At 65.1% G+C, this 19,940-nt stretch carries 21 protein-coding genes and 1 pseudogene; 13 read left to right on the forward strand and 9 right to left on the reverse strand.

Going from position 1 to position 19,940, the window contains the following annotated elements:
- The first annotated feature begins 16 nt into the window (after positions 1-16).
- Positions 17-820: a response regulator gene (locus tag O6X71_RS00735; protein ID WP_353464037.1), complete on the forward strand. Its 804-nt coding sequence runs from the start codon at positions 17-19 to the stop codon at positions 818-820.
- Positions 821-1,128: 308 nt separating this feature from the next.
- The gene (locus O6X71_RS00740) at positions 1,129-1,776 is read left to right on the forward strand and encodes a sigma-70 family RNA polymerase sigma factor (RefSeq protein WP_056057495.1); all 648 of its coding nucleotides are present in this window, start codon (positions 1,129-1,131) and stop codon (positions 1,774-1,776) included.
- A 25-nt stretch (positions 1,777-1,801) separates the two neighbouring features.
- Here the strand turns inward: O6X71_RS00740 and O6X71_RS00745 are convergent, their stop codons facing one another.
- Positions 1,802-1,984: a hypothetical protein gene (locus tag O6X71_RS00745; RefSeq protein ID WP_056057498.1), complete on the reverse strand. Its 183-nt coding sequence runs from the start codon at positions 1,982-1,984 to the stop codon at positions 1,802-1,804.
- A gap of 76 nt (positions 1,985-2,060) precedes the next feature.
- Here O6X71_RS00745 and O6X71_RS00750 point away from each other — a divergent pair, with 76 nt between their 5' ends.
- From O6X71_RS00750 to O6X71_RS00780, 7 genes and pseudogenes are all read left to right on the forward strand, one after another.
- The gene (locus O6X71_RS00750) at positions 2,061-4,745 is read left to right on the forward strand and encodes a bifunctional [glutamine synthetase] adenylyltransferase/[glutamine synthetase]-adenylyl-L-tyrosine phosphorylase (protein WP_353464038.1); all 2,685 of its coding nucleotides are present in this window, start codon (positions 2,061-2,063) and stop codon (positions 4,743-4,745) included.
- Positions 4,738-5,190 carry a peroxiredoxin gene (locus O6X71_RS00755; protein ID WP_353464039.1) on the forward strand — a complete coding sequence of 151 codons (453 nt, stop codon included), beginning with the start codon at positions 4,738-4,740 and terminating at the stop codon, positions 5,188-5,190. The genes O6X71_RS00750 and O6X71_RS00755 overlap by 8 nt, the downstream gene beginning before the upstream one ends.
- Before the next feature lie 443 nt (positions 5,191-5,633).
- Positions 5,634-6,230: pseudogene (locus O6X71_RS00760) on the forward strand (M23 family metallopeptidase); the annotation flags it as partial.
- A 47-nt stretch (positions 6,231-6,277) separates the two neighbouring features.
- On the forward strand, positions 6,278-6,616 hold the full coding sequence (gene erpA, locus O6X71_RS00765) for an iron-sulfur cluster insertion protein ErpA (RefSeq protein WP_056057508.1): 339 nt from the start codon (positions 6,278-6,280) through the stop codon (positions 6,614-6,616).
- A gap of 7 nt (positions 6,617-6,623) precedes the next feature.
- The gene (xth, locus tag O6X71_RS00770) at positions 6,624-7,394 is read left to right on the forward strand and encodes an exodeoxyribonuclease III (RefSeq protein ID WP_353464040.1); all 771 of its coding nucleotides are present in this window, start codon (positions 6,624-6,626) and stop codon (positions 7,392-7,394) included.
- Positions 7,391-8,179, forward strand: coding sequence for a transporter (locus O6X71_RS00775; protein WP_353464041.1), 789 nt, complete (start codon positions 7,391-7,393; stop codon positions 8,177-8,179). The genes xth and O6X71_RS00775 overlap by 4 nt, the downstream gene beginning before the upstream one ends.
- Positions 8,180-8,506, forward strand: a complete 327-nt coding sequence (locus O6X71_RS00780; RefSeq protein ID WP_353464042.1) for a hypothetical protein — start codon at positions 8,180-8,182, stop codon at positions 8,504-8,506.
- A 121-nt stretch (positions 8,507-8,627) separates the two neighbouring features.
- Here the strand turns inward: O6X71_RS00780 and O6X71_RS00785 are convergent, their stop codons facing one another.
- The gene (locus tag O6X71_RS00785) at positions 8,628-9,779 is read right to left on the reverse strand and encodes an N-acetyltransferase (RefSeq protein ID WP_353464043.1); all 1,152 of its coding nucleotides are present in this window, start codon (positions 9,777-9,779) and stop codon (positions 8,628-8,630) included.
- A 177-nt stretch (positions 9,780-9,956) separates the two neighbouring features.
- On the opposite strand from O6X71_RS00785, the gene O6X71_RS00790 reads away from it, so the two are divergent.
- Complete coding sequence (locus O6X71_RS00790) at positions 9,957-11,066, forward strand: fatty acid desaturase family protein (protein ID WP_435368448.1); 1,110 nt, start codon at positions 9,957-9,959, stop codon at positions 11,064-11,066.
- A 45-nt stretch (positions 11,067-11,111) separates the two neighbouring features.
- Here O6X71_RS00790 and O6X71_RS00795 read toward each other — a convergent pair whose 3' ends face one another.
- From O6X71_RS00795 to O6X71_RS00825, 7 genes are all read right to left on the reverse strand, one after another.
- A complete protein-coding gene (locus tag O6X71_RS00795) occupies positions 11,112-11,885 on the reverse strand; it encodes a hypothetical protein (protein ID WP_353464045.1) in 774 nt (257 codons plus the stop codon).
- Complete coding sequence (locus tag O6X71_RS00800) at positions 11,882-12,649, reverse strand: alpha/beta hydrolase family protein (protein ID WP_353464046.1); 768 nt, start codon at positions 12,647-12,649, stop codon at positions 11,882-11,884. Before O6X71_RS00800 ends, O6X71_RS00795 begins: the two co-directional genes overlap by 4 nt.
- Positions 12,650-12,669: 20 nt before the next feature.
- The gene (locus O6X71_RS00805) at positions 12,670-13,599 is read right to left on the reverse strand and encodes an alpha/beta fold hydrolase (protein WP_353464047.1); all 930 of its coding nucleotides are present in this window, start codon (positions 13,597-13,599) and stop codon (positions 12,670-12,672) included.
- A gap of 1 nt (position 13,600) precedes the next feature.
- Positions 13,601-13,804: a helix-turn-helix transcriptional regulator gene (locus tag O6X71_RS00810; protein WP_353464048.1), complete on the reverse strand. Its 204-nt coding sequence runs from the start codon at positions 13,802-13,804 to the stop codon at positions 13,601-13,603.
- Positions 13,801-14,205: a hypothetical protein gene (locus O6X71_RS00815; protein WP_353464049.1), complete on the reverse strand. Its 405-nt coding sequence runs from the start codon at positions 14,203-14,205 to the stop codon at positions 13,801-13,803. The genes O6X71_RS00810 and O6X71_RS00815 overlap by 4 nt, the downstream gene beginning before the upstream one ends.
- 178 nt (positions 14,206-14,383) lie before the next feature.
- Positions 14,384-14,638: a DUF6356 family protein gene (locus O6X71_RS00820; RefSeq protein ID WP_353464050.1), complete on the reverse strand. Its 255-nt coding sequence runs from the start codon at positions 14,636-14,638 to the stop codon at positions 14,384-14,386.
- 24 nt (positions 14,639-14,662) lie between these two features.
- Positions 14,663-16,060, reverse strand: a complete 1,398-nt coding sequence (locus O6X71_RS00825) for a glutamate ligase domain-containing protein (RefSeq protein ID WP_353464051.1) — start codon at positions 16,058-16,060, stop codon at positions 14,663-14,665.
- A gap of 52 nt (positions 16,061-16,112) precedes the next feature.
- Between O6X71_RS00825 and O6X71_RS00830 the strand changes: the two genes are divergently transcribed.
- The 3 genes from O6X71_RS00830 to infC all read left to right on the forward strand — a co-directional run bounded on the left by O6X71_RS00830 (position 16,113) and on the right by infC (position 19,624).
- Positions 16,113-16,928, forward strand: coding sequence for an LD-carboxypeptidase (locus tag O6X71_RS00830; RefSeq protein WP_353464052.1), 816 nt, complete (start codon positions 16,113-16,115; stop codon positions 16,926-16,928).
- A gap of 75 nt (positions 16,929-17,003) precedes the next feature.
- On the forward strand, positions 17,004-18,995 hold the full coding sequence (gene thrS / locus O6X71_RS00835) for a threonine--tRNA ligase (protein WP_192239012.1): 1,992 nt from the start codon (positions 17,004-17,006) through the stop codon (positions 18,993-18,995).
- A gap of 98 nt (positions 18,996-19,093) precedes the next feature.
- Entirely contained in the window at positions 19,094-19,624 is a 531-nt protein-coding gene (gene infC / locus O6X71_RS00840; RefSeq protein WP_031396176.1) for a translation initiation factor IF-3, read from the forward strand.
- The last annotated feature ends 316 nt before the right edge of the window (positions 19,625-19,940 follow it).

The following is a 19,940-nucleotide window of genomic DNA, read 5'->3' on the forward strand; positions in this document are numbered from 1 at the left end:
GGAGTATTCGTTACCCATGTCTCTTGGACAGCAACTTGCACCGCACCTTCCATTTTTGCGGCGCTATGGCCGGGCCCTGACCGGCAGCCAGATGCACGGCGACAAATATGTGCGCGCCACGCTCGAGGCGATCGTCGCCGCGCCCGAGGAATTTCCCCGCGACGTCGACCCCCGTCTCGGCCTGTACCGCATGTTCCAGGCGATCTGGAACTCGGCGAACTTCGACGAGGTCGGTGACGAGAGCGTCGGCGATGCGGAGGGTCACGAAGCCGTTGCTCGTGCCCGTCTCGCCCGGATGACCCCGCTGTCGCGTCAGGCGCTGTTGCTGACCGCGATGGAAGGCTTCACGCCTGAGGACGCCGCGTATCTGATCGAGGTCGATACCAGCGAAGTCGACGATCTGGTCGCGGATGCTTTGTCCGAGATCGAGAACCAGACTCGTGCCAAGGTCCTCATCATCGAGGACGAGCCGATCATCGCGATGGATATCGAGACGATCGTCCGCGATCTCGGCCACGACGTCACTGGCGTTGCGGTCACGCGTGACGAAGCCGTCGCCCTGGCGATGGAAACACGTCCCGGCCTCGTTCTTGCGGACATCCAGCTCGCCGACGACAGCTCGGGCATCGACGCGGTCAAGGACATCCTGGCCGAGTTCGAGGTCCCGGTGATCTTCATCACCGCGTTCCCCGAGCGCCTGCTGACCGGCGAGCGTCCCGAGCCGACGTTCCTGATCACCAAGCCGTTCCAGCGGTCGACCGTGAAGGCCGCGATCAGCCAGGCCCTGTTCTTCGACCAGGCGACCGTCCCGACCGCCTGAAGCGGCGGCGCGTATCGGGTTCGTGACCGCAAGACGGTTACGGACCCAAAACGTTTTTCGCGAGTTTGGTGATTATGGCTGATCCGAACGAACCAATTCATATCGATACCGAGGATGCACGGGCTGGCGCCACGCCGCACATGACCCGGTACATCTTGGCGATCTCCCTCGTCTTGGTCATTGTTATCTTTGGCTTTATAATCCTGCGCTGAGCCGGATTATGAGCAGGTCGCTGGTATTTCCCGCGACCTGTACCTATGTCTGTCGTCCGCGTACGGCAGTGTTTTATCGGGATTGATCGGATTACCATGACCCAGCCTGCTTCGCCCGTGGACGACGAAATGGATGATGTTGTCGAGCCGGTCGAGCATGTCTCCTTGTCGGATGCCGAGTTCAAGGTTCAGCTTGCCCAGGTGATCCCGCATTTGCGCGCGTTCGGTCGCTCGTTGTCGGGTAGCCGCGATCTTGCCGACGATCTCGTGCAGGAAACGCTGCTGAAGGCTTGGGCCGCGCGTCTTCGGTTCCAGGCTGGGACGAACATGCGGGCGTGGACGTTCATTATTCTTCGCAACTTGTATCTGTCACAGATGCGCCGGGCACGCTTCAAGGGCGAGTGGGACGATCTGGTCGCCGACCGCATTCTGGCCGCTCCTGCTAGTCAGGACCGTCATGTCGAACTTGGCGACATGCAGCGTGCCTTGATGCATCTGCCTCAGCCGCAGCGCGAAGCATTGATTTTGGTCGGTGCGGGCGGCTTCGCCTATGAAGAAGCGGCTGAAATCTGCAGCGTAGCCGTCGGGACGATCAAGAGCCGCGTTGCGCGTGGTCGCGTTGCCCTCGAAACGATCCTCACCGATGGTTCGCTACCATCGCGACGCGATCATGAGACGGATACGAGCAAGACGGCGCTTGATTCGATTATGGGCGATGTCGAAGAACTCAGCCGCGGTCGCTAGATCCGATTAACGCATGCCGCATCGCTCAGTTGAGACGGTGCGGCATCGCGTCCAGACGGCGCAACATCATCATCATATCGTCGGGTACCGAGTGCGTGTCGTCGAATGCGCCACGCAGCGCGTGACCGATCACATCGGTAGCGCGAGGGCGGCGCACTACCTGTTGGCCGTTCTCTTCGCGCCTAATCGTGAGGAATGCGTAAGTCATGTTCGCTATAACGGGCCAATAGCGTTTTCGTTGCTTTGTCGTGACACGCGTAGGCAGCGGATTATAGCGATGTCGCATGGCTTTAGTCTCACCTGAACTGGCGATAAACGCCGCGCTCGACCGCGCAAGACTTTGGTCCCCATTCCTGGCGATGGTCCTTAACCGCGAGCCGGACTTGGCGCGATCGCTGGCGGCAGGAAAGCTGGACCTGTCAGTGTCGAGCGCGGAAGCCGACATGCCGGTCGCGCGTCGCCTGCGGATCGAACGACGCGCAATGGCGCTCAACGTCGCGATCGGCGACCTAGCCGGCGTTCTCGATCTCACCGCAGTGACCGGCGCGCTGACCCGTTTCGCCGACTATGCGCTCGACACCGCGATCCGCACCGCGATCGAGGAGCGGACTCCCGGCGCCGAACCACGCGGCTTCGTCGCGATCGCACTCGGCAAGCAGGGCAGCAGCGAACTCAATTATTCGTCGGACATCGATCCGATCCTTTTGTTCGACCCGGCGACGCTGCCACGGCGTCCGCGCGAGGAACCGGAAGAGGCGGCTGTCCGGATCGGCAAGCGCGTCGTCGAACTGCTCCAGGCGCGCGACGGCGACGGCTATGTCCTGCGCGTCGACCTCCGGTTGCGACCCTCGCCCGAGATCACGCCGATCGCGTTGCCGGTCGATGCGGCGATCGGCTATTACGAAGCGCAAGCGCTGCCATGGGAGCGTGCCGCGTTCATTCGCGCGCGCGCCGCGGCGGGCGACATCGCTCTTGGCCAGCGGTTCCTCGATGCGATCCGTCCTTTCGTGTGGCGTCGCGCGCTCGATTTCGGCGCGATCGGCGAAATCCGCGGCATCTCTGCGCGGATCCGCGATCATCATTCGCAAGGCCAGGCGTTCGGCCCCGGCTATGACCTCAAGCGTGGGCGCGGCGGCATCCGCGAGGCCGAGTTCTTCGCGCAGATCCACCAGCTCATCCACGGCGGCCGCGATCCCGCCCTGCGCGCGCCCGCAACCCGCGATGCCCTATCCCGGCTGGCCGAAGCAGGCTGGATCGGCACTGATGAATCGACTGCGTTGATCGAGGGCTACACGCTGCTCCGAACGATCGAGCACCGCGTCCAGATGATCGACGATCGCCAGACGCACGCCTTGCCGACCGGCGACGCGCTCGACCGCGTGGCGAAACTGCACGGGCTGGACGACTCAGGCGCCCTGTTGGCGCTGCTCGAACCGCGCGTCATCGCAACCGGCCGGATCTACGACGCGCTCGACGACACCGTCCGCCCGGCCTTCTCGCATGACGCCGTGACGCTGGAAGCCGACCTAGCTGCGGCAGGGTTCGACGAACCAGAATCGGCGCGTCGGCGGATCGAGGCGTGGCGCGGTGGCGCCTATCCCGCGCTGCGCAGTCCGGCCGCGCGTGAGGCACTGGAGGCGGTATTGCCCACGCTCGTCCCCGCGCTGGCGACCGCGCCCGTCCCGCAGGCGGCGCTTCTCCGATTGGACGCATTGCTCGAACGCCTGCCGAGCGCGATCAACATCTTCCGCTTGTTGGAGGCGCGTCCGGGCTTGGCGACGTTGCTTGCCGCCATCCTCAGCCATGCGCCGACGCTCGCCGACGATCTGGGACGACGACCCGACCTGCTCGACGGACTGATCGACGCGACCGCGTTCGAGCCTGTCGGCGACGTCGCCGCGCTCGAGGCCATCATGCGCGCAGGCGAGGCAGGCGGCGACTATCAGTCCCGGCTCGACCATGTCCGCCGCGTGGTCGGCGAGCTTCGTTTTGCACTCGGGGCACAGATCGTTGCTGGCGCGTCCGATCCGCTCGACGTTGCAGCAGGCTATGCACGCGTCGCGGAGGCGGCAATCGGCGTCCTCGCCTGTGCGACGATCGACGAATTCGCCAAGGCCCATGGCCGCGTGCCGAACAGCGAACTCATTGTGCTGGCGCTAGGCCGAATGGGCGGCGCGATGCTGACTCACGCGTCCGATCTCGATCTCATCTATCTGTTTACGGGCGATTTCGCGGGAGAATCCGATGGCGTGAAACCGCTCGGCGCAACGCTCTACTACAACCGTCTCGCCCAGCGGCTGACCGGCGCGCTGTCGGTCGCGACGGCGGCGGGCCCGCTGTACCAGATCGACACCCGGTTGCGGCCATCGGGCGGGCAGGGGCCGCTGGTCGTCACGCTCGACAGCTTCTCCCGCTACCAGCGCGAGGATGCCTGGACCTGGGAGCACATGGCGCTCACCCGCGCCCGCCCGGTATTCGGATCGGCCGTAGCTCGGGATGCGGTGGCGGCGATCGTCCGCGACGTGCTCGAAGGCGATCGACCGGCGCGCGACGTGATCGCCGACGCGCGAACGATGCGCAGCGACATGGCCGCGCACAAGCCGCCCAAGGGCGCACTCGATGCCAAGCTGCTTCCCGGTGGCCTCGTCGATCTCGAATTCGCGACCCACGTCGTTCAGCTCGTGAACAGGGCCGGCTTCGATCCCAATCTCGGCACCGCGATCGACGCGTTGATCCGATTGGACCTTGTCCCGCCGTCGCTCCGCCCGGCGCACGACGTCCTCACGCGTTTGCTCGTGACGTTGCGGCTCGTCGCACCCGATGCCGCGCCGCCAGGGCATGCCACGGAGGATCTCATCGCCCGCGCGATCGGCGTGACGGACTGGGCAGCGGTGGTTGCCACGCTCGAAACGACGCGGCAGGAGGTGCGCTGGTTTTGGGCGCAGGTGACGGGAGAGCAGGATGGATGAAGGTTCGATGATCCCCGACGTATCGGTGACGATCGATGACGCCGTGGTTTCGCTGGCAAGCCTCGGCGCGCCGCTGGTGGTGTATTTCTACCCGAAGGACGACACGGCAGGTTGCACCACCGAAGCGAAGGACTTTTCCGCGCTTTCCGACGCGTTCGCAGCCGCGGGCGTAACCGTCGTCGGCGTGTCGAAGGACAGTGCCGCATCGCACGCAAAATTCACGGCAAAACATGGACTTGCGGTCCGGCTTGCCAGCGATGTCGAAGGTGTTGCCTGCGAGGCTTTCGGCGTGTGGGTCGAGAAGGCGATGTACGGCCGCAAGTACATGGGCATCGAGCGCGCGACGTTCCTGTTCGGCGCCGATGGGACGCTGGCCAAGGCTTGGCACAAGGTCCGCGTGGCGGGCCATGCCGAGACGGTTCTGGCCGCCGCCAAAGCGCTCTGAACAGCCCGCAGTAACGTTCGGAGATTCGCCGACATTTCGCGTCCGATGTCGTCGGCGGCTTACTGTTCCCTCGCAATCGTCCCAATTTGCATCAACTCGCCGCATCAGTCTGCCGCTCCGCCGCGCCGACCGTGCGGAGCTATTGCTCAGAACGGCGGTATCCGGCCTAACCCACAGTGTCTGGTGCGCGGAGGGGCTGCGAGTCAGGACAGAGTTTCGGAGCCGTCCGCCTTGAAGCGAACGGCCCTGCATTTTTGTGTCGGGGACCAATGGTCGAATTTACCGCAGCAGCCATCGTGACGCGCCTCAAGGCCGTGTCGATGGCGTCCAAGTCGTTCACGTTTCGCCGGTTGGCGATCGCCGCAACTGTGATGGGGATGACCACGGTCGGCGCGACTGCCGAGGCCCAGGTCGTAGCTTCCAAAATAGCGCACAACGTCGCTGCTACCGGTGGTCCGATGATCGCCGCGAACACCGAGGAAGCCACCGCCGATCTCCGCGCCGACGCGCAGTTCCGCACGCTGTTCCAGACCTGGAAGAAGCTCGATGCGACACAACAGGGCGTGATCGCGATCCCGTCGGTGCAGCCGGTCCACTCGCTCTCGTTCACCAGCAATTTCGGCATCCGCTCCGATCCGTTCCGCGGCACCGCGGCGATGCATGCCGGCGTCGACATTCCCGGCCCGATCGGCACGCCGATCTACGCCACTGCCGACGGCATCATCGCGCACGCCGGTCGCCAGGGCGGCTACGGCAACATGGTCGAGATCAGCCACGGCAAGGGCATCGCAACTCGCTACGGCCATCTGTCGAAGATCCTGGTCGGCGACAACGCGCGCGTCGTTCGCGGCCAGTTGATCGCGCTGATGGGCTCGACCGGCCGCTCGACCGGCTCGCACCTTCACTATGAAGTCCGCATCGACGGCCATGCGGTCAACCCGGTACCGTTCCTGACGACCGCGGATTACCTCCTCGCCGCACAGGACCGCTCGGTAAACGCGATCCCCGTCTCCACCAGCGGCCCCGCCGCGCAGGACTGATCAACCCCAAGGTTGCCGCGGATAGCGCAACCTCCTATCTCCAGCGCATGGCAACGCTGGTCCAAGACATCATCCTCACCCCCTCCGCCGCGGCGCGCGTCGCGGCGATCGCCGTCAAGCAGGGGAAGCCGGCGATCCTGCGACTCTCTGTCGACGGCGGCGGGTGTTCCGGGTTCCAGTACAAGTTCGGGTTCGCCGATTCGGTCGAGTCCGATGACGTGATCGCCGAGCATGATGGCGTGAAGCTCGTCGTCGACAGCGTCAGCATCGATCTCGTCCGTGGCTGCGCGGTCGATTACGTCGAGTCGCTCGCTGGCGCCGCGTTCAAGGTCGAGAACCCCAATGCAGCATCGGGTTGCGGCTGCGGCTCCAGCTTCTCGGTCTGACACTGCCATGAAAATCGTCACGTACAACGTCAACGGCATCAAGGCGCGGTTGCCGCGGCTGATCGAGTATCTCACCGAAGACCAGCCCGACATCGTCTGTCTCCAGGAACTGAAGTCGAGCGACGACACCTTCCCGATCGCTGACATCGAAGCCGCCGGCTACGGCGCGGTCTGGCATGGCCAGAAGGCGTGGAACGGCGTCGCGATCCTCGCCAAGAGCGGCACGCCCGTCGTGCGCCAGCGGGGGCTCGACGGCGAACCCGAGGACGAACACAGCCGCTATATCGAAGCGGAGATTGATGGCCTGATCGTCGCCGCGCTCTATTTGCCCAACGGCAATCCACAGCCCGGTCCGAAGTTCGACTACAAGCTCCGCTGGATGGACCGCCTTGCCGCACGTGCGCGCGTCCTGCTCGCGGAGGAAAAGCTGGCCATCCTCGCCGGCGACTACAACGTCATTGCCAACGACGACGATACCTTCTCGGTCCGCGCGATGCAGGACGACGCGCTCATGCAACCGGAAAGCCGCGAGCATTACCGCGCGCTCGTCGCACAGGGCTGGACCGACGCGCTCCGCACGCAATTCCCCAAGGGTGGCGTCTGGACGTTCTGGGATTACCAGGCGGGTGCCTGGCAGCGTGACGCCGGGTTCCGAATCGACCATCTGCTGCTCAGCCCGCAGGCCGCCGACCGGATGATCGATGCCGGTGTCGACAAGGCTTATCGCGGGCGTGAAAAGGCCAGCGACCACGCGCCGACCTGGGTCCGGTTGCGATGAAGCGGCTGCTTCTTGGTATCGCTTTGGCGAGCCTGTCCGGCGCTGCGATGGCGCAGGACCGCGAATATTGCCCCGATCGTCCTGGCATCGACACGCCCGCCTGCACGATCGCGCCCGGGAAAATCTCGGTCGAGACGTCGATCGCGGACTGGACGCGCGACGACCAGCCCGGCTCGCGCGAGGACAACATCCTGTTCGGCGACGCGCTGGTTCGCGTCGGCGTGAGCGACTCGATCGAGGCACGGATCGGCTGGACGCCGTTCGGGCACGACCGGATGCGCGATTCGACCGGCGTCGATACGGTGAACGGTGTCGGCGACGTGTCGCTCGGGATGAAGGCAAACCTCCACAATCCCGACGGCGCCGGCTTGTCGGTATCGGTGCTGCCGTTCGTGACGCTGCCGGTTGGCCGCTCGTCGATCGGCGCCGGCGATTGGGGCGCAGGGTTCCTCGTCCCCGTCACGTACGAGATCTCCGACACGGTCTCGCTCGATCTGACGCCGGAGATCGATGCGGCGGTCGATCAGGACGGCAATGGCCGGCATCTCGCGTACAGTTCGACGGCTGGCCTGGCGGTGAAACTCGACAAGGCCTTCACGCTGACCGGCGAGATGCAGGCGCTCCGCGATGACGATCCCCAGGAGCATGAGACGCAGGCCGTCGCGGCGTTGTCGCTGGCCTGGATGGCGAACGACAATCTCCAGTTCGACATATTCGGTGCGGCGGGGTTGAACGCGAACACCCCGGATGCGCGGGTCTACGCCGGCATATCCCGGCGCTTCTAGATGCTGGCCGGTCTGCTCCTGCTTCAAGCGGTAGCCGGGCCGCCGCTTCCTCCCGAACTGCGCAAGCGGCCCGTTCGACTGACGATGCCGTGTCCGGTCCAGACCGATCCCGATGGTGATATCGTCGTCTGTGCTCGTTGGACCGACCAAAGGCTGGCGACGCTAGCCGAGCCGGTCCACCCGCCGCGGGGTGACCCGCTGTCGTTCCGGCTGCCGGGTGGTGGCAAGGGGAATGTCCACGCGATCCGAACGCAGCTACCCGGCGCAAGCGGGCAGGGGGCTGCGGTCACCCTCAAGCTTCCGTTCGGCAATGGGAAACGGGAGTAGGGGCAGCAACAACCGTCGGTTTCAGCCTTCTTGTTCTCCCGCGAAGGCGGGAGCCCAGACTGGGCCCCCGCCTTCGCGGGGGAACACGCTATCTTAGGCCGAAAACGCTTCCCGCTCTTACCTACAGCACCCGCTCGTACACCTGGTACACCTTGTTAACCCGGCTCTCGATCGTCTCGGCGATCGACCGCATTCCCTGATTATCGTCCAGGATCCAGCCGATCTCCGCGCGCTGCGCCCCGTAATTCTCGACCGAAGCACGGCGGATATATTCGATCATCATGAAGGCCAGCTGGCTCGCCATCCGCGACGCCTGCAACTCCTTCACCACCCCCATCAGCGGCACGCGCACCGTCCGCACCTTGGGCTTGCGCAACCACCACAACAGCTTGGCCCAACCGAACGGCAGCAGGTTCCCGTTGAGCGGCTTGATCGCCTCATTGAGGTCCGGCAACGTAATCATGAACGCGACCGGCTTGCCGTCCAGCTCGGCAATCCGGATCAGGTCGTTGAACACGATCGGCTTCAGCTTCACGCCCACGTCCTTGATCTCCGGCGGGGTCAAAGGCACGAACCCCCAATTGTCGCGCCACGCGTCGTTGAGGATCGACAGGATGATCGCCGCCTCCTCCTCGAACTTGGTCTTGTCGACGTTGCGGACGCTGATCCGCGGGTTCTTCTCACCCGACTTGATGATGCGCTGAACGATCGGCGGGAACTGCTTCGTGACGTCGACCTCATAGGTCATCAACTGCTTGATCGGGCGATACTGCGCCCACTCGATCCAGCCGCGATACTCGCGCTTGGCGTGCCCCATCATGATCGTCGGCGGATGATCGTATCCGTCGATCAGCAGGCCTGGCTCCTCCCAGATCGACATGCTGATCGGCCCCAGCGCGCGCGTCATGCCCTGCTCGCGCAGCCACGCCTCGGCGCGCTCCAGCAGTGCCTGGAACACGTCCTGCCGCTCGGCCTCCATCAGCCCCCATTGGCCGACGCCTGGACCGAACCCCTGCTCGGGCGGCATCGTCAGCGCGAGCGTATCGATATGCGCCGAGATCCGCCCGACCACGCGGCCGTCCTCTTCCGCCAGGAACAACTGCGCCTTGGCATGGCTGAACCAGCCGTTCTTCTCGGGCGTGATCAGTCCCAGCGCTTCCGATTTCAAAGGCGGCACCCAATTGGGATCGTCGGCATAGAGACGGAACGGCAGATCGATGAAGATCTTGCGGTCCTTCTTGGTCTCGACCGGTCGAATGATGAGCTTGGCCATGTCGTGTTCCCGAATACGCAGTTGCGCGTGTCTACCCAGCGAAGCGAATAAAGGCGAGTGACACGTGCGTCATCGCAAGACCCTGTCAGAGTGATCGGGTTTCCTCCGGCACGGCGGCACCCGCGCGGCCTGTAAATGCCACGGTACCGCCACTATCTTCGGGCAATGGATATGCCCATGGACACATCGCTCAGCCTCGCTCGCGGCACGGCCGCTCCAGCTTCCACTCCCGCGGGTTCGCCCCGTGTCGGAGGGATGGAGCGCGTTGCCGACGACAAGGCGATGCTGCGTGCAGCCGCCGATTTGACGCGCGATCTGGTGAAGCCGCGCCCGGCGATCTACTGGGCCGACCTGATCGCATCGATGGTTGTCGGCTACGGTGCGCTGGCAGTGGCGGCTAGCTCGACGTCGACGCCGGTGGTGATCGTTGCCGGCATCGTGGCGATGCTGGGCCTCTATCGCGGCCTGAGCTTCATTCACGAAGTCAGCCACATGAAGCACGCGTCCGTCCCGAACTTCCGGCTCGGCTGGAACGTGCTGGTCGGCATTCCGCTGTTGACCCCGTCGTTCATGTACGAGGGCGTCCACAACCTCCATCACGCCAAGACGCGCTACGGCACGGTCGAGGATCCCGAATATCTGCCGCTCGCGCTGATGAAGCCGTGGACGCTGCCGCTGTTCATCGTCGTATCGGCGCTCGCACCGATCGCGCTGCTGATCCGGTTCGCGATCCTGTCGCCGATCTCGCTGCTGTCGCCCAAACTGCGGACGATGATCGTCGAACGCTATTCAGCGCTCGCGATCAACCCGCAGTTCCGCCGTCGCGCGCCCGAAGGCGAGGCAAAGGCTTATTGGGATCGGCTCGAGATTGTCGCGAGCCTGTGGGCGATCACGCTGATCGCGATCACCGTGACCGGCGTGCTGCCGTTGCGTGCGTTCGTGACGATCTTCGCGGTAGCCTCGGCATTCGCGGTGCTCAACCAGGTCCGTACGCTGGTCGCGCATCTGTGGGAGAATGACGGCGAGCCGATGACGGTGACCGCGCAGTATCTCGACACGGTCAACGTGCCGCCGCCGGCGTTGCTGCCCGCGCTCTGGGCACCTGTGGGTCTGCGCTACCACGCGCTGCATCACCTGTTGCCGGGTCTACCCTACCACGCACTCGGCGAGGCTCACCGGCGCATCACCGCCGAACTCGACGCGCTCTCGCCGTATCACAAGGCGAGCTATCCTGGTCTGCCCGGTCTGGTGAGCAAGATCGCACGCAGCACGATGGTCCGCCGCTGATATCCCGATCGGGCCGGTCGTTCACGACTGGCCCGATGTTCTCGGTTATTTCGCGGTGTCGAACTGCTTCAGCGCCGCGACCGCGTTACGCCCGACCTCGCTCGTTGGTGCCAGTCTCGCGGCCGTTCCCCACGCTTCACGCGCCGCCGCTTCGTCGCCGGACATCGCGGCGATATTGCCCGCTTCCAACTGCACCGACGCATCGTCCGCCGAGCGCTTCAGGGCCTGCGCGATATCCGCCTTGGCGCGCGGCAAATTGTCCATCCGCCGCGCGAGCGTCGCCGACAACAGCCACGCCAGTGGATCGTCGCCGGCGGTCGTCAGCGCGAGATCGAGATCGCTGCGCGCCGCATCCAGCTCACCCGCGGCGACCAGCGCCCGCGCATGGTCGAGCTGTGCCTCACCCAGCGGCAGCCCTGTCAAAGACCCCGCCGCCAAGGCCGAATCCAGCGCAACGCGCGCCTTGGCAGGCTGTCCGGATGCGAGCCAGGCATTGCCCGCCTGCGCCCAATAGTTCGCAGACCGCGTATCCTTGGCGAGCTCAGCCTCCCGCGCCGCCTCCTCGAACTCGCCGGCCGCGGGCGGCCAGTTCTTTTCGGCGGCGAAAGCGAGGCCTGCACACTGCCGCGCAAAATATCGCCCCCCACCGATCCGCCAGCGACCCGCCTCGGCGCGTGCGGCGGCGGGATCGCTCTGCGTCAGTGCGACGCACCGGGCGAACCGATCGCCTTGCGCATCGACGGGACCGGTGGTGGCGGGACCGGTGGTGGCACTGGGGGCGGCGGCCTGCGCAGCAGCAAGCAAGACTATCAGGATCATAAGGCGGCGATCACATCCTCGACCGCCCGGATGATGAGGGAAATGTCGCTGTCACGCGACAGGCGGTGGTCGCCGTCCTTGACCAGCCACGTCTGCACGTCGGCTGAACGCAACAGCTCGGCGAGGCGCGCGGTACGGTGCCACGGCACGTCCGGATCGCGCTGCCCCTGGACCAGCCGGACCGGCCCGTCGAACGCGATCTCGCCGAACATCAGCCGATTAGCCTCGCCCGACGACCAGAACGGCCGCGTATAGACCGTCGGCTCAGGGCCATACGGGTTCTTGCGCTCGATCCGGCCATTGCTCAGCAACGCCATCTTTTCGTCCGTGGTGAAGCCCCAGTCGGTGAAGTCGGGTGCCGGCGCGATTCCGACCAGCCCCTTGACCAGATCGGGACGCATCTTCGCCGCCAGCAGCATCAACCACCCGCCCATCGACGATCCGACGAGGATCGCGGAATCCTCCACCAGCGCATCGATCATCGCCAACACGTCGTCGCGCCAGTCGACCAGCGTCTGGTCCTCGAACGCGCCTTCGCTTTGCCCGCACCCGCCATAATCGAACCGCAGGAACGCCCGCCCTTCGGACTTCGCCCACGCTTCCAGCGTTACCGCCTTGGTCCCCATCATGTCGGACGCATAGCCCGACAGGAACACGGTCGTCGGTCCCGTCACGCCCTCGGCCGCGGGCGTATGGTGATAGGCGAGGCGAGGGCGCTCCTTTGCGGGGGGCGTCGGTGCAGGCGGCGTGGCGGTATCGGTCATGCCGACACCTTAGCCGCGCCTCAGCGCTGGAGAAAGGCGTCGAGTGCAGCCTGGAACGCGGCAGGCTGATCGAGCATCACGAAATGTGCCGCATCGCCGATATCGACGAAGGTCACGTGCGGTGCCGTCGCGTAGGCCTTCCGATAGAGCGCATCGGCGACAGGCTTGGTCGGCCCCGCCGCGTTCCACGGATAGACCAGTGTGATTGGCGCGGTGATCGACGCCATGTCGGGACGCAGGTCGGTCGTCAGGTCCTCGTACATCGCCTGCGCCGAGACGCGCGCATCCGCCTTCGCCGCCCAGCCGGCAACGGCGGTGCGTGAGTCCGGCTTCAGTGCCATCCGCGCGGCAAGCGCCTCGTTCGCCGCCGGGTTCGCCGGCTTCCCATACGCCGCGGCCATCCCGGCGCGCATTGCCTTGGCCTGCGGTTCGAGCGCCGCCACCGTCGCGCCGGGTGCGAAGATCTCACCGATATACGGTAGCGAATCGACGATCATCAGCTTGCCGACGTCATCCGGATGCGCCTTGGCCAGCATCAGCGCGACCAGCCCACCCATCGAATGCCCGACGATGGCTGGCTTGCCGAGCTTCGACTGGGCGATCAGCGTGTGCAGGTCGGCGACGATCCCATCGAGGATGCCAGGCGACAGGTTCGCGCGCGGATCGTCGCCGCCAAAGCCGTTGATCTGCACCACATACACCCTGTGCGACTTGGCGAGCGTAGGCACGACGCCCGCCCACACCGCGCGAGGCGACGACAGCCCCGGAACGAGGATCACTGGCGTGCCCTTGCCGATGGTCTGCATCGAGATGTGCGGCATCTGCGTCTCGACCGCATCGACCTTCGGCGCGGCGGCGGTTGCAGCCTGCGCGTGCCCGGCACCGGCATGCAGGACGATCATCAGCGCCACGGCGGTAGCTGTAAGACGAGCTTTGAAGTGCGAAATCATGTCACGATTCCTTCGACGGGCTAGTGAAAATGTCTTCGATGCTGAGATCGAACAGTTCGGCGATCTTGAATGCGAGCGGCAGCGACGGATCGTAGCGCCCCGTCTCGATCGCATTGACACTTTGCCGTGAGACTTCGAGACGGTCGGCCAGGTCGCCCTGGCTCCAGTCCCGCTCGGCACGCAGCACCTTGAGGCGGTTCTTCATGCCTCGCGCGGCTTGGTCAGCGCGTTCATGCAACTTCCAAAACCGAGCCCTGCGAACCACAGCACCGCGACGTAATAGGACTCGATATGGCCGACGAGATCGAATGCCTCGAGAAATCCCCAGATCGTCGCGATACTCAGCGCAAAGCCGCTTGCGTACAGCGTTTGGCGGATCGTCAGCATACGGACATATTCGTCGGTTTCTTCCACCAAATACCGACCGATCGCGCCGAACACACCGATGATCGGCAGCGCCGGTAGGATCGCTGCGAAATACGCCGGCGGCCCGTTGAGGAGATGACGACTGAAGCCGTAGACGACGATCATGAGGATCACTGCGTAGGCAAGCATCAACACGATGACGCGTCGATTGTAGCGACGAATTGCCGGACCCTTGGTCATGGAAAGCACCCTTTCGAATCAGTAAAGGGAGCTTGTCACTAAAGCTTCGCGGTGTCAACCGAGCTTTACACCAAGAGGGGTTCGCTTGTCATAACGCCTCGCTGCCAGACGCGAGCGAACGCGTTCCAGGTGTGACTTTATCGTAACCTTTGGAAACCGGCGGGCTCCCCAGGGACCGTCAGATGATGAATTCGACCGTCTTCATCTGCGTCTGATCGGCCGCGACCGCCCCGCGCTTCAGCACCATCTGGCGGTGCAGATCGGCGACCGTGTCGCTCCCCCGCGTCTTGCACAGCGCCGGCACGAACGCATGCACCAGCGCACCGAGGCCGCCCTTGATCATCGTCATACCGAAGCGCCCGGCGACGCCGAAATGCTCGACATAGCTCTCCCCGACGGTGGCAGGGTGGTCGAGGAACAGGCGGCGGAACATGGGCGGTCTCCTGCTTGCTCTGTATCAGGTAGCGGCCAAGGCGTCGACCATTCCCGCCGCCAGCACGCTCAGCGTGTCGTCGCGCGCGCCCATCACCACGATCCGGTCGCCCGGCCGCGCCTCCGCGACCAGCGCCGCAGCGGCCTCCGCACGGTCCGCTATGTGCCGCGCATCGCGACCACCCTCGACGATCTGCCCGACGATGTTCGCGCTGGTGACCTCCCGCGCGACGGTGCCGCCGTAATAGGCCGGGTCCGGCAGGACGAGCACGTCGTCCTCCGCCATCCGCTCGACGAACGTAGCGACGAGCTCGCGCCCCATGACCTTCAACGGCCCATAGCCATGCGGCTGGAAGAACAGGAGCAAGCGTCCCGGAAACGCGTGGAGCGTATCCAGCGTCGCCGCGATCTTGTCCGGGTTGTGCCCGAAATCGTCGATCACCGCGACGCCGCCGGCCTCGCCAACGAGGTCGAAGCGACGGCGCAGACCCGTGAATCCGGCGATCGCCTTCACCGCATCGGTCAACGACACGTCCGCCGCCATCGCCGCCCCGATCGCCGCGAGCGCATTCGCCACGTTATGCCGCCCCGGCACGGCGAGCTTCACCGGCGTTCGCACGCCGCGCGAGACGATGTCGAAGCGGATCGCGAACGGCTCCGGCTTCAAATTCTCGGCCCGCAGATCGGCCGACGCATCGATCGCAAAGGTGGTGATCTGACCGCGCGGCAGCCGCGACGCGAGTGCCGCCGCATCGGGATCGTTCGCGTTCACCACCGCCGTTTCGGCCTTCGCCACGAAGTCCCCGAACAGCAGTCGGAGTTCCTCAAGCGACTTGTGATCCAGGCTGACGTTGTTCAGCACCGCGATCTTCGGCGCATAGCCCGCGATCGATCCGTCGCTTTCGTCCACTTCGCTGACGAAAGCCTCACCCTCTCCGACCAGCGCGCTGGCGAACGGAGCGTCAGCCGTGGCAAAGTTCTTCATCACCGCGCCGTTCATCACCGTCGGATCGCGCCCGACGACATGCAGGATCCAGCCGATCATGCCTGTCACGGTCGACTTGCCGCTCGTCCCCGCGACACCAATCGGCAGCCGGCTGTCGTTGAACAAAGACGCCAGCATCGCCGCGCGGGTCGAGCGGGTGCAGCCAAGCGCATCCGCCGCGATCATGTCGGGCACGCTCGCCTCGATCGCCGCCGAGGCAATGACGAGCTGGTCGGCCGAGACGATGCCGCTGCCGTCCTGCGGGAACAGCGCGACGCCCTTCGCCGCGAGGTCGTCGAACTTCGCCGGCACGCGGCCCTGGTCGAGGTTGCGGTCCGATCCCGCGACGGTCGCGCCACGGCCGGCGAGGATCATCGCGAGCGGCATCATGCCGCTGCCGCCGATGCCGACGAAGAAACAGGGTTTGCTGATATCCATCGGCCCGCGATATGGGCGGTTCGGTAACGGGGCAAGGTCGGGAACACGAACAATGCGCATCGGTGTGCTCGCGGCGTCGAGCCGGGCCAATCCCGCGGCAATTGCCAAGATCACTGCGTATGCCGCGACCGCGTTCCCCGAGGTCGAACTCGTCTTCCACCCGCAGTGCCTGGAGACCGACGGCCATTTCGCCGGTTCCGATTTCCGGAGGGCCGCGGCGTTCCTAGAATATGCCAACGATCCGGCGTTCGATGCGATCTGGTTTCTGCGCGGTGGCTATGGCTCGAACCGAATCCTGGCGATGGTCATGCCCGAGCTCGGCCGCGCCGCACGCCACAAGACGTATCTCGGCTATTCCGACGTCGGCTTCCTGCTCGGCGCGCTCTATGCCCGGCGGATCGGGCGGCCGGTGCACGGCCCGATGGTCAGCGACGTCAACCGGCATGACGGCGAGGCGACGGTCGCGCGGTCGCTAGGCTGGATGGTGCGCGGTGACAGGGCGGGTCTGGAGCCGGGACTGAACGGGCAACCGTCGGCCGCGTTCAACCTCAGCATCATCACCTCGCTGATCGGTACGCCGTGGCTGCCCGACCTGACCGACCACGTCCTGATCGTCGAGGAGGTGTCCGAGCCCATGTACGCGATCGACCGCATGCTCTTCAAAGTCGCCAACGCCACGCAGTTGAAGGGCATCGCCGGCCTGCGCCTCGGCGCCGTGACCGCGATCCAGGAGAACGATCCACCGTGGGGCGAGACGCTCGACTACATGATGGTGCGGTGGAGCCGCGACATGGGCGTGCCTTACCTTGGCCGCGCCGAGGTCGGCCACACACAGGCAAACCATGTCGTCCCGTTCGGGGTAGCGTGACGTTCGACGCCGGCTTGCCTATATAGGGTGTGCGACGGCATAAGCCGGGCCTCTTCCAACACCAGAAAGTCTTCCATGTCCGCCATGTTCCGAATCACGCTGCCCGACGGTTCCGTCCGCGAGGTTGCGCCCGGGACTACCCCCGCGGATGTTGCCGCCGCGATCGGCCCGGGCCTCGCCAAGGCCGCGCTCGCCGCGCGTATCGACGGGCAGGTGCGTGATCTCAACCGGCCGTTCGAGGGCGACACCGCGCTCGCGCTGGTGACCGCGCGCGACGAAGCCGATGCACTCGAACTCGTCCGCCACGATCTCGCGCACGTCATGGCGGAGGCGGTGCAGCACCTCTTCCCCGGCACGCAGATCACGTTCGGTCCCGCCACCGACGATGGCTTCTATTACGACTTCGCGCCGAAGGACCGCCCGTTCACCGAGGAGGACCTCCCGGCGATCGAAGCCGAGATGCGCGCGATCATCGCCCGGAACGAGCCGTTCCTGCGCGAGGTCTGGTCGCGCCAGCAGCTGATCGACCGCTGGACGCAACAGGGCGAGAGCTTCAAGGCCGAATGGGCCGCCGAACTGCCCGAGGGCGAGGAACTGACGATCTATCGCCAGGGCGAGTGGCTCGACATGTGCCGCGGGCCGCACATGGCCTCGACCGGCAAGCTCGACCCCGCCGCGTTCAAGCTGACGCGCGTCAGCGGGGCCTATTGGCGCGGCGACCAGAAGAACGCGATGCTGAGCCGCATCTATGGCACTGGCTGGCTCAACAAGAAGCAGCTCGACCAGCATCTCTTCCGCCTCGAGGAAGCCGCCAAGCGCGATCACCGCAAGATCGGCGCGGAGATGGACCTGTTCCACCTCCAGTCCGAGGCACAGGGCTCGGTATTCTGGCATCCCAAGGGCTTCGTGCTCTGGCGCCAGATGGAGGCGTATATGCGCCGCCGTCTCGATGCCGCCGACTATGCCGAGGTGAAGACCCCGCAGCTGATGGACGCCAAGCAGTGGGAGCAGTCGGGCCACTGGGGCAAGTACCGCGAGAACATGTTCGTCGTGCCCGACGAGATCCCGAACGTCGAGGATGAGGGTGCCGTGCTGTCGGGCGAAGGCGACCTGATGGCGCTGAAGCCGATGAACTGCCCGGCACACGTGCTGATCTTCAAGCAGGGGATCAAGTCGTACCGCGATCTGCCGATCCGGATGGCCGAGTTCGGCTGCTGCCACCGCAACGAGCCGCACGGCGCGCTGCACGGCATCATGCGCGTCCGCCAGTTCACGCAGGACGACGCGCATATCTTCGTCCGCGAGGATCAGCTGGTCGAGGAAGTGCGCAAGTTCTGCGAGCTGCTCGACAGCGTCTACAAGGACCTCGGCTTCGACGATTACGCGGTGAAGCTCGCGCTGCGCCCCGAGAAGCGGTTCGGCGAAGATTCGATGTGGGACAAGGCGGAGGCGGAGTTGCGCGAGGCGGTGATGCAGTCGGGCCTGAGCGACACGATCAAGGCGAACTTCGAGGAACTGCCGGGTGAGGGCGCCTTCTATGCTCCGAAGCTGGAATTCCACCTGACCGACGCGATCGGCCGGACGTGGCAGGTCGGCACGATCCAGTCGGACCGCGTGCTGCCCGAGCGACTCGATGCGTCCTATGTGGGCGCGGACGGCGAGCGGCATCGCCCGGTGATGCTGCACCGCGCGATTCTCGGCACGTTCGAGCGCTTCATCGGCATCCTGATCGAGCATCATGCCGGCCGCTTCCCGCTCTGGCTCGCGCCGGTGCAGGCGGTCGTCGCGACGATCGTGTCGGATGCCGACGATTATGCGCTGGAAGTTGCGGCGAAGCTGAAGGCGGCGGGCATCCGCGTCGAAACGGACCTGCGCAACGAGAAGATCAACTACAAGGTGCGCGAACACAGCCTGGCGAAGGTGCCGAACCTGCTGGTCGTTGGCAAGCGTGAGGCCGAGGAGGGCAAGGTCGCACTCCGCACGCTCGGCAGCCAGGCGCAGACCATCCTGACGCTCGACGAGGCGATCGCGCGTCTTGCGGACGAGGCTCGCGCACCCGATATGTGATCCAACGGGGCTGGCTTTCCGAGCGCGGGTTTCTGCGCTATACGCCGGCCCAAATATTGTCAGAAACTTCAGGAGCAAACCCCATACGTCCTCCCACGATGCGCCGGCCGATGCAGACGCCCGCAATGAACGGCCCGCGATTCAACGAATTCATCCAGAGCCAGAAGGTCCGCGTGATCGATCACGAGGGCGAGAATCTGGGCGTGATGTACACGCGCGAAGCGATCGAGCAGGCAGCCGAGCATGGTCTCGACCTGGTCGAAGTGTCGCCCAACGCCGATCCGCCCGTCGCCAAGTTCCTTGATGTTGGCAAGTTCAAGTACGAGGCGCAGAAGAAGGCGAACCTCGCACGCAAGTCGCAGAAGACGCAGGAGATCAAGGAGATCAAGATGCGTCCTAACATCGACGACCATGACTACGACACGAAGATGAAGAAGGTGAACGACTTCATCGGCGAGGGCGACAAGGTCAAGATCACGCTGCGCTTCCGCGGTCGCGAACTCAGCCACGGCCAGCTCGGTATGAACCTGTTGAAGCGCGTACAGGACGACGTCGCGGAGATCGCCAAGATCGAGGCGTATCCGCGCATGGAAGGCCGCCAGATGCTGATGGTGCTCGCACCGAAGTAAGTGGCGTAGCGGTTTCGGCCGTTATTGTTGAAATTTGAAGGCTGGTCGGTCCTGCGGGATTGGCCGGTCTTTTCTGTGTGTTCGTCGCGCTTGCACAGCGCTTGCACGGCGCCTGTACGCCACGCTTGCTTGGACCCGTCTGGTTAAACTGGGAGGCGAACGGGCGGCAAGAAGCGTCATGGTGATGGGGTGTCACGAGTTGCCCCGATCGTTGCCCAAGACGGAGTTGGCGAGTCCATCACTCCATGATCCGGCAAACAGTTGCGTTTTGAAACTAGGGTTTGCTGTGTGTCGCAATGTGGCGGTTTGGAGACAC

The organism is Sphingomonas faeni (assembly GCF_040407505.1).
In the GTDB taxonomy this organism is placed as follows: domain Bacteria; phylum Pseudomonadota; class Alphaproteobacteria; order Sphingomonadales; family Sphingomonadaceae; genus Sphingomonas; species Sphingomonas faeni_E.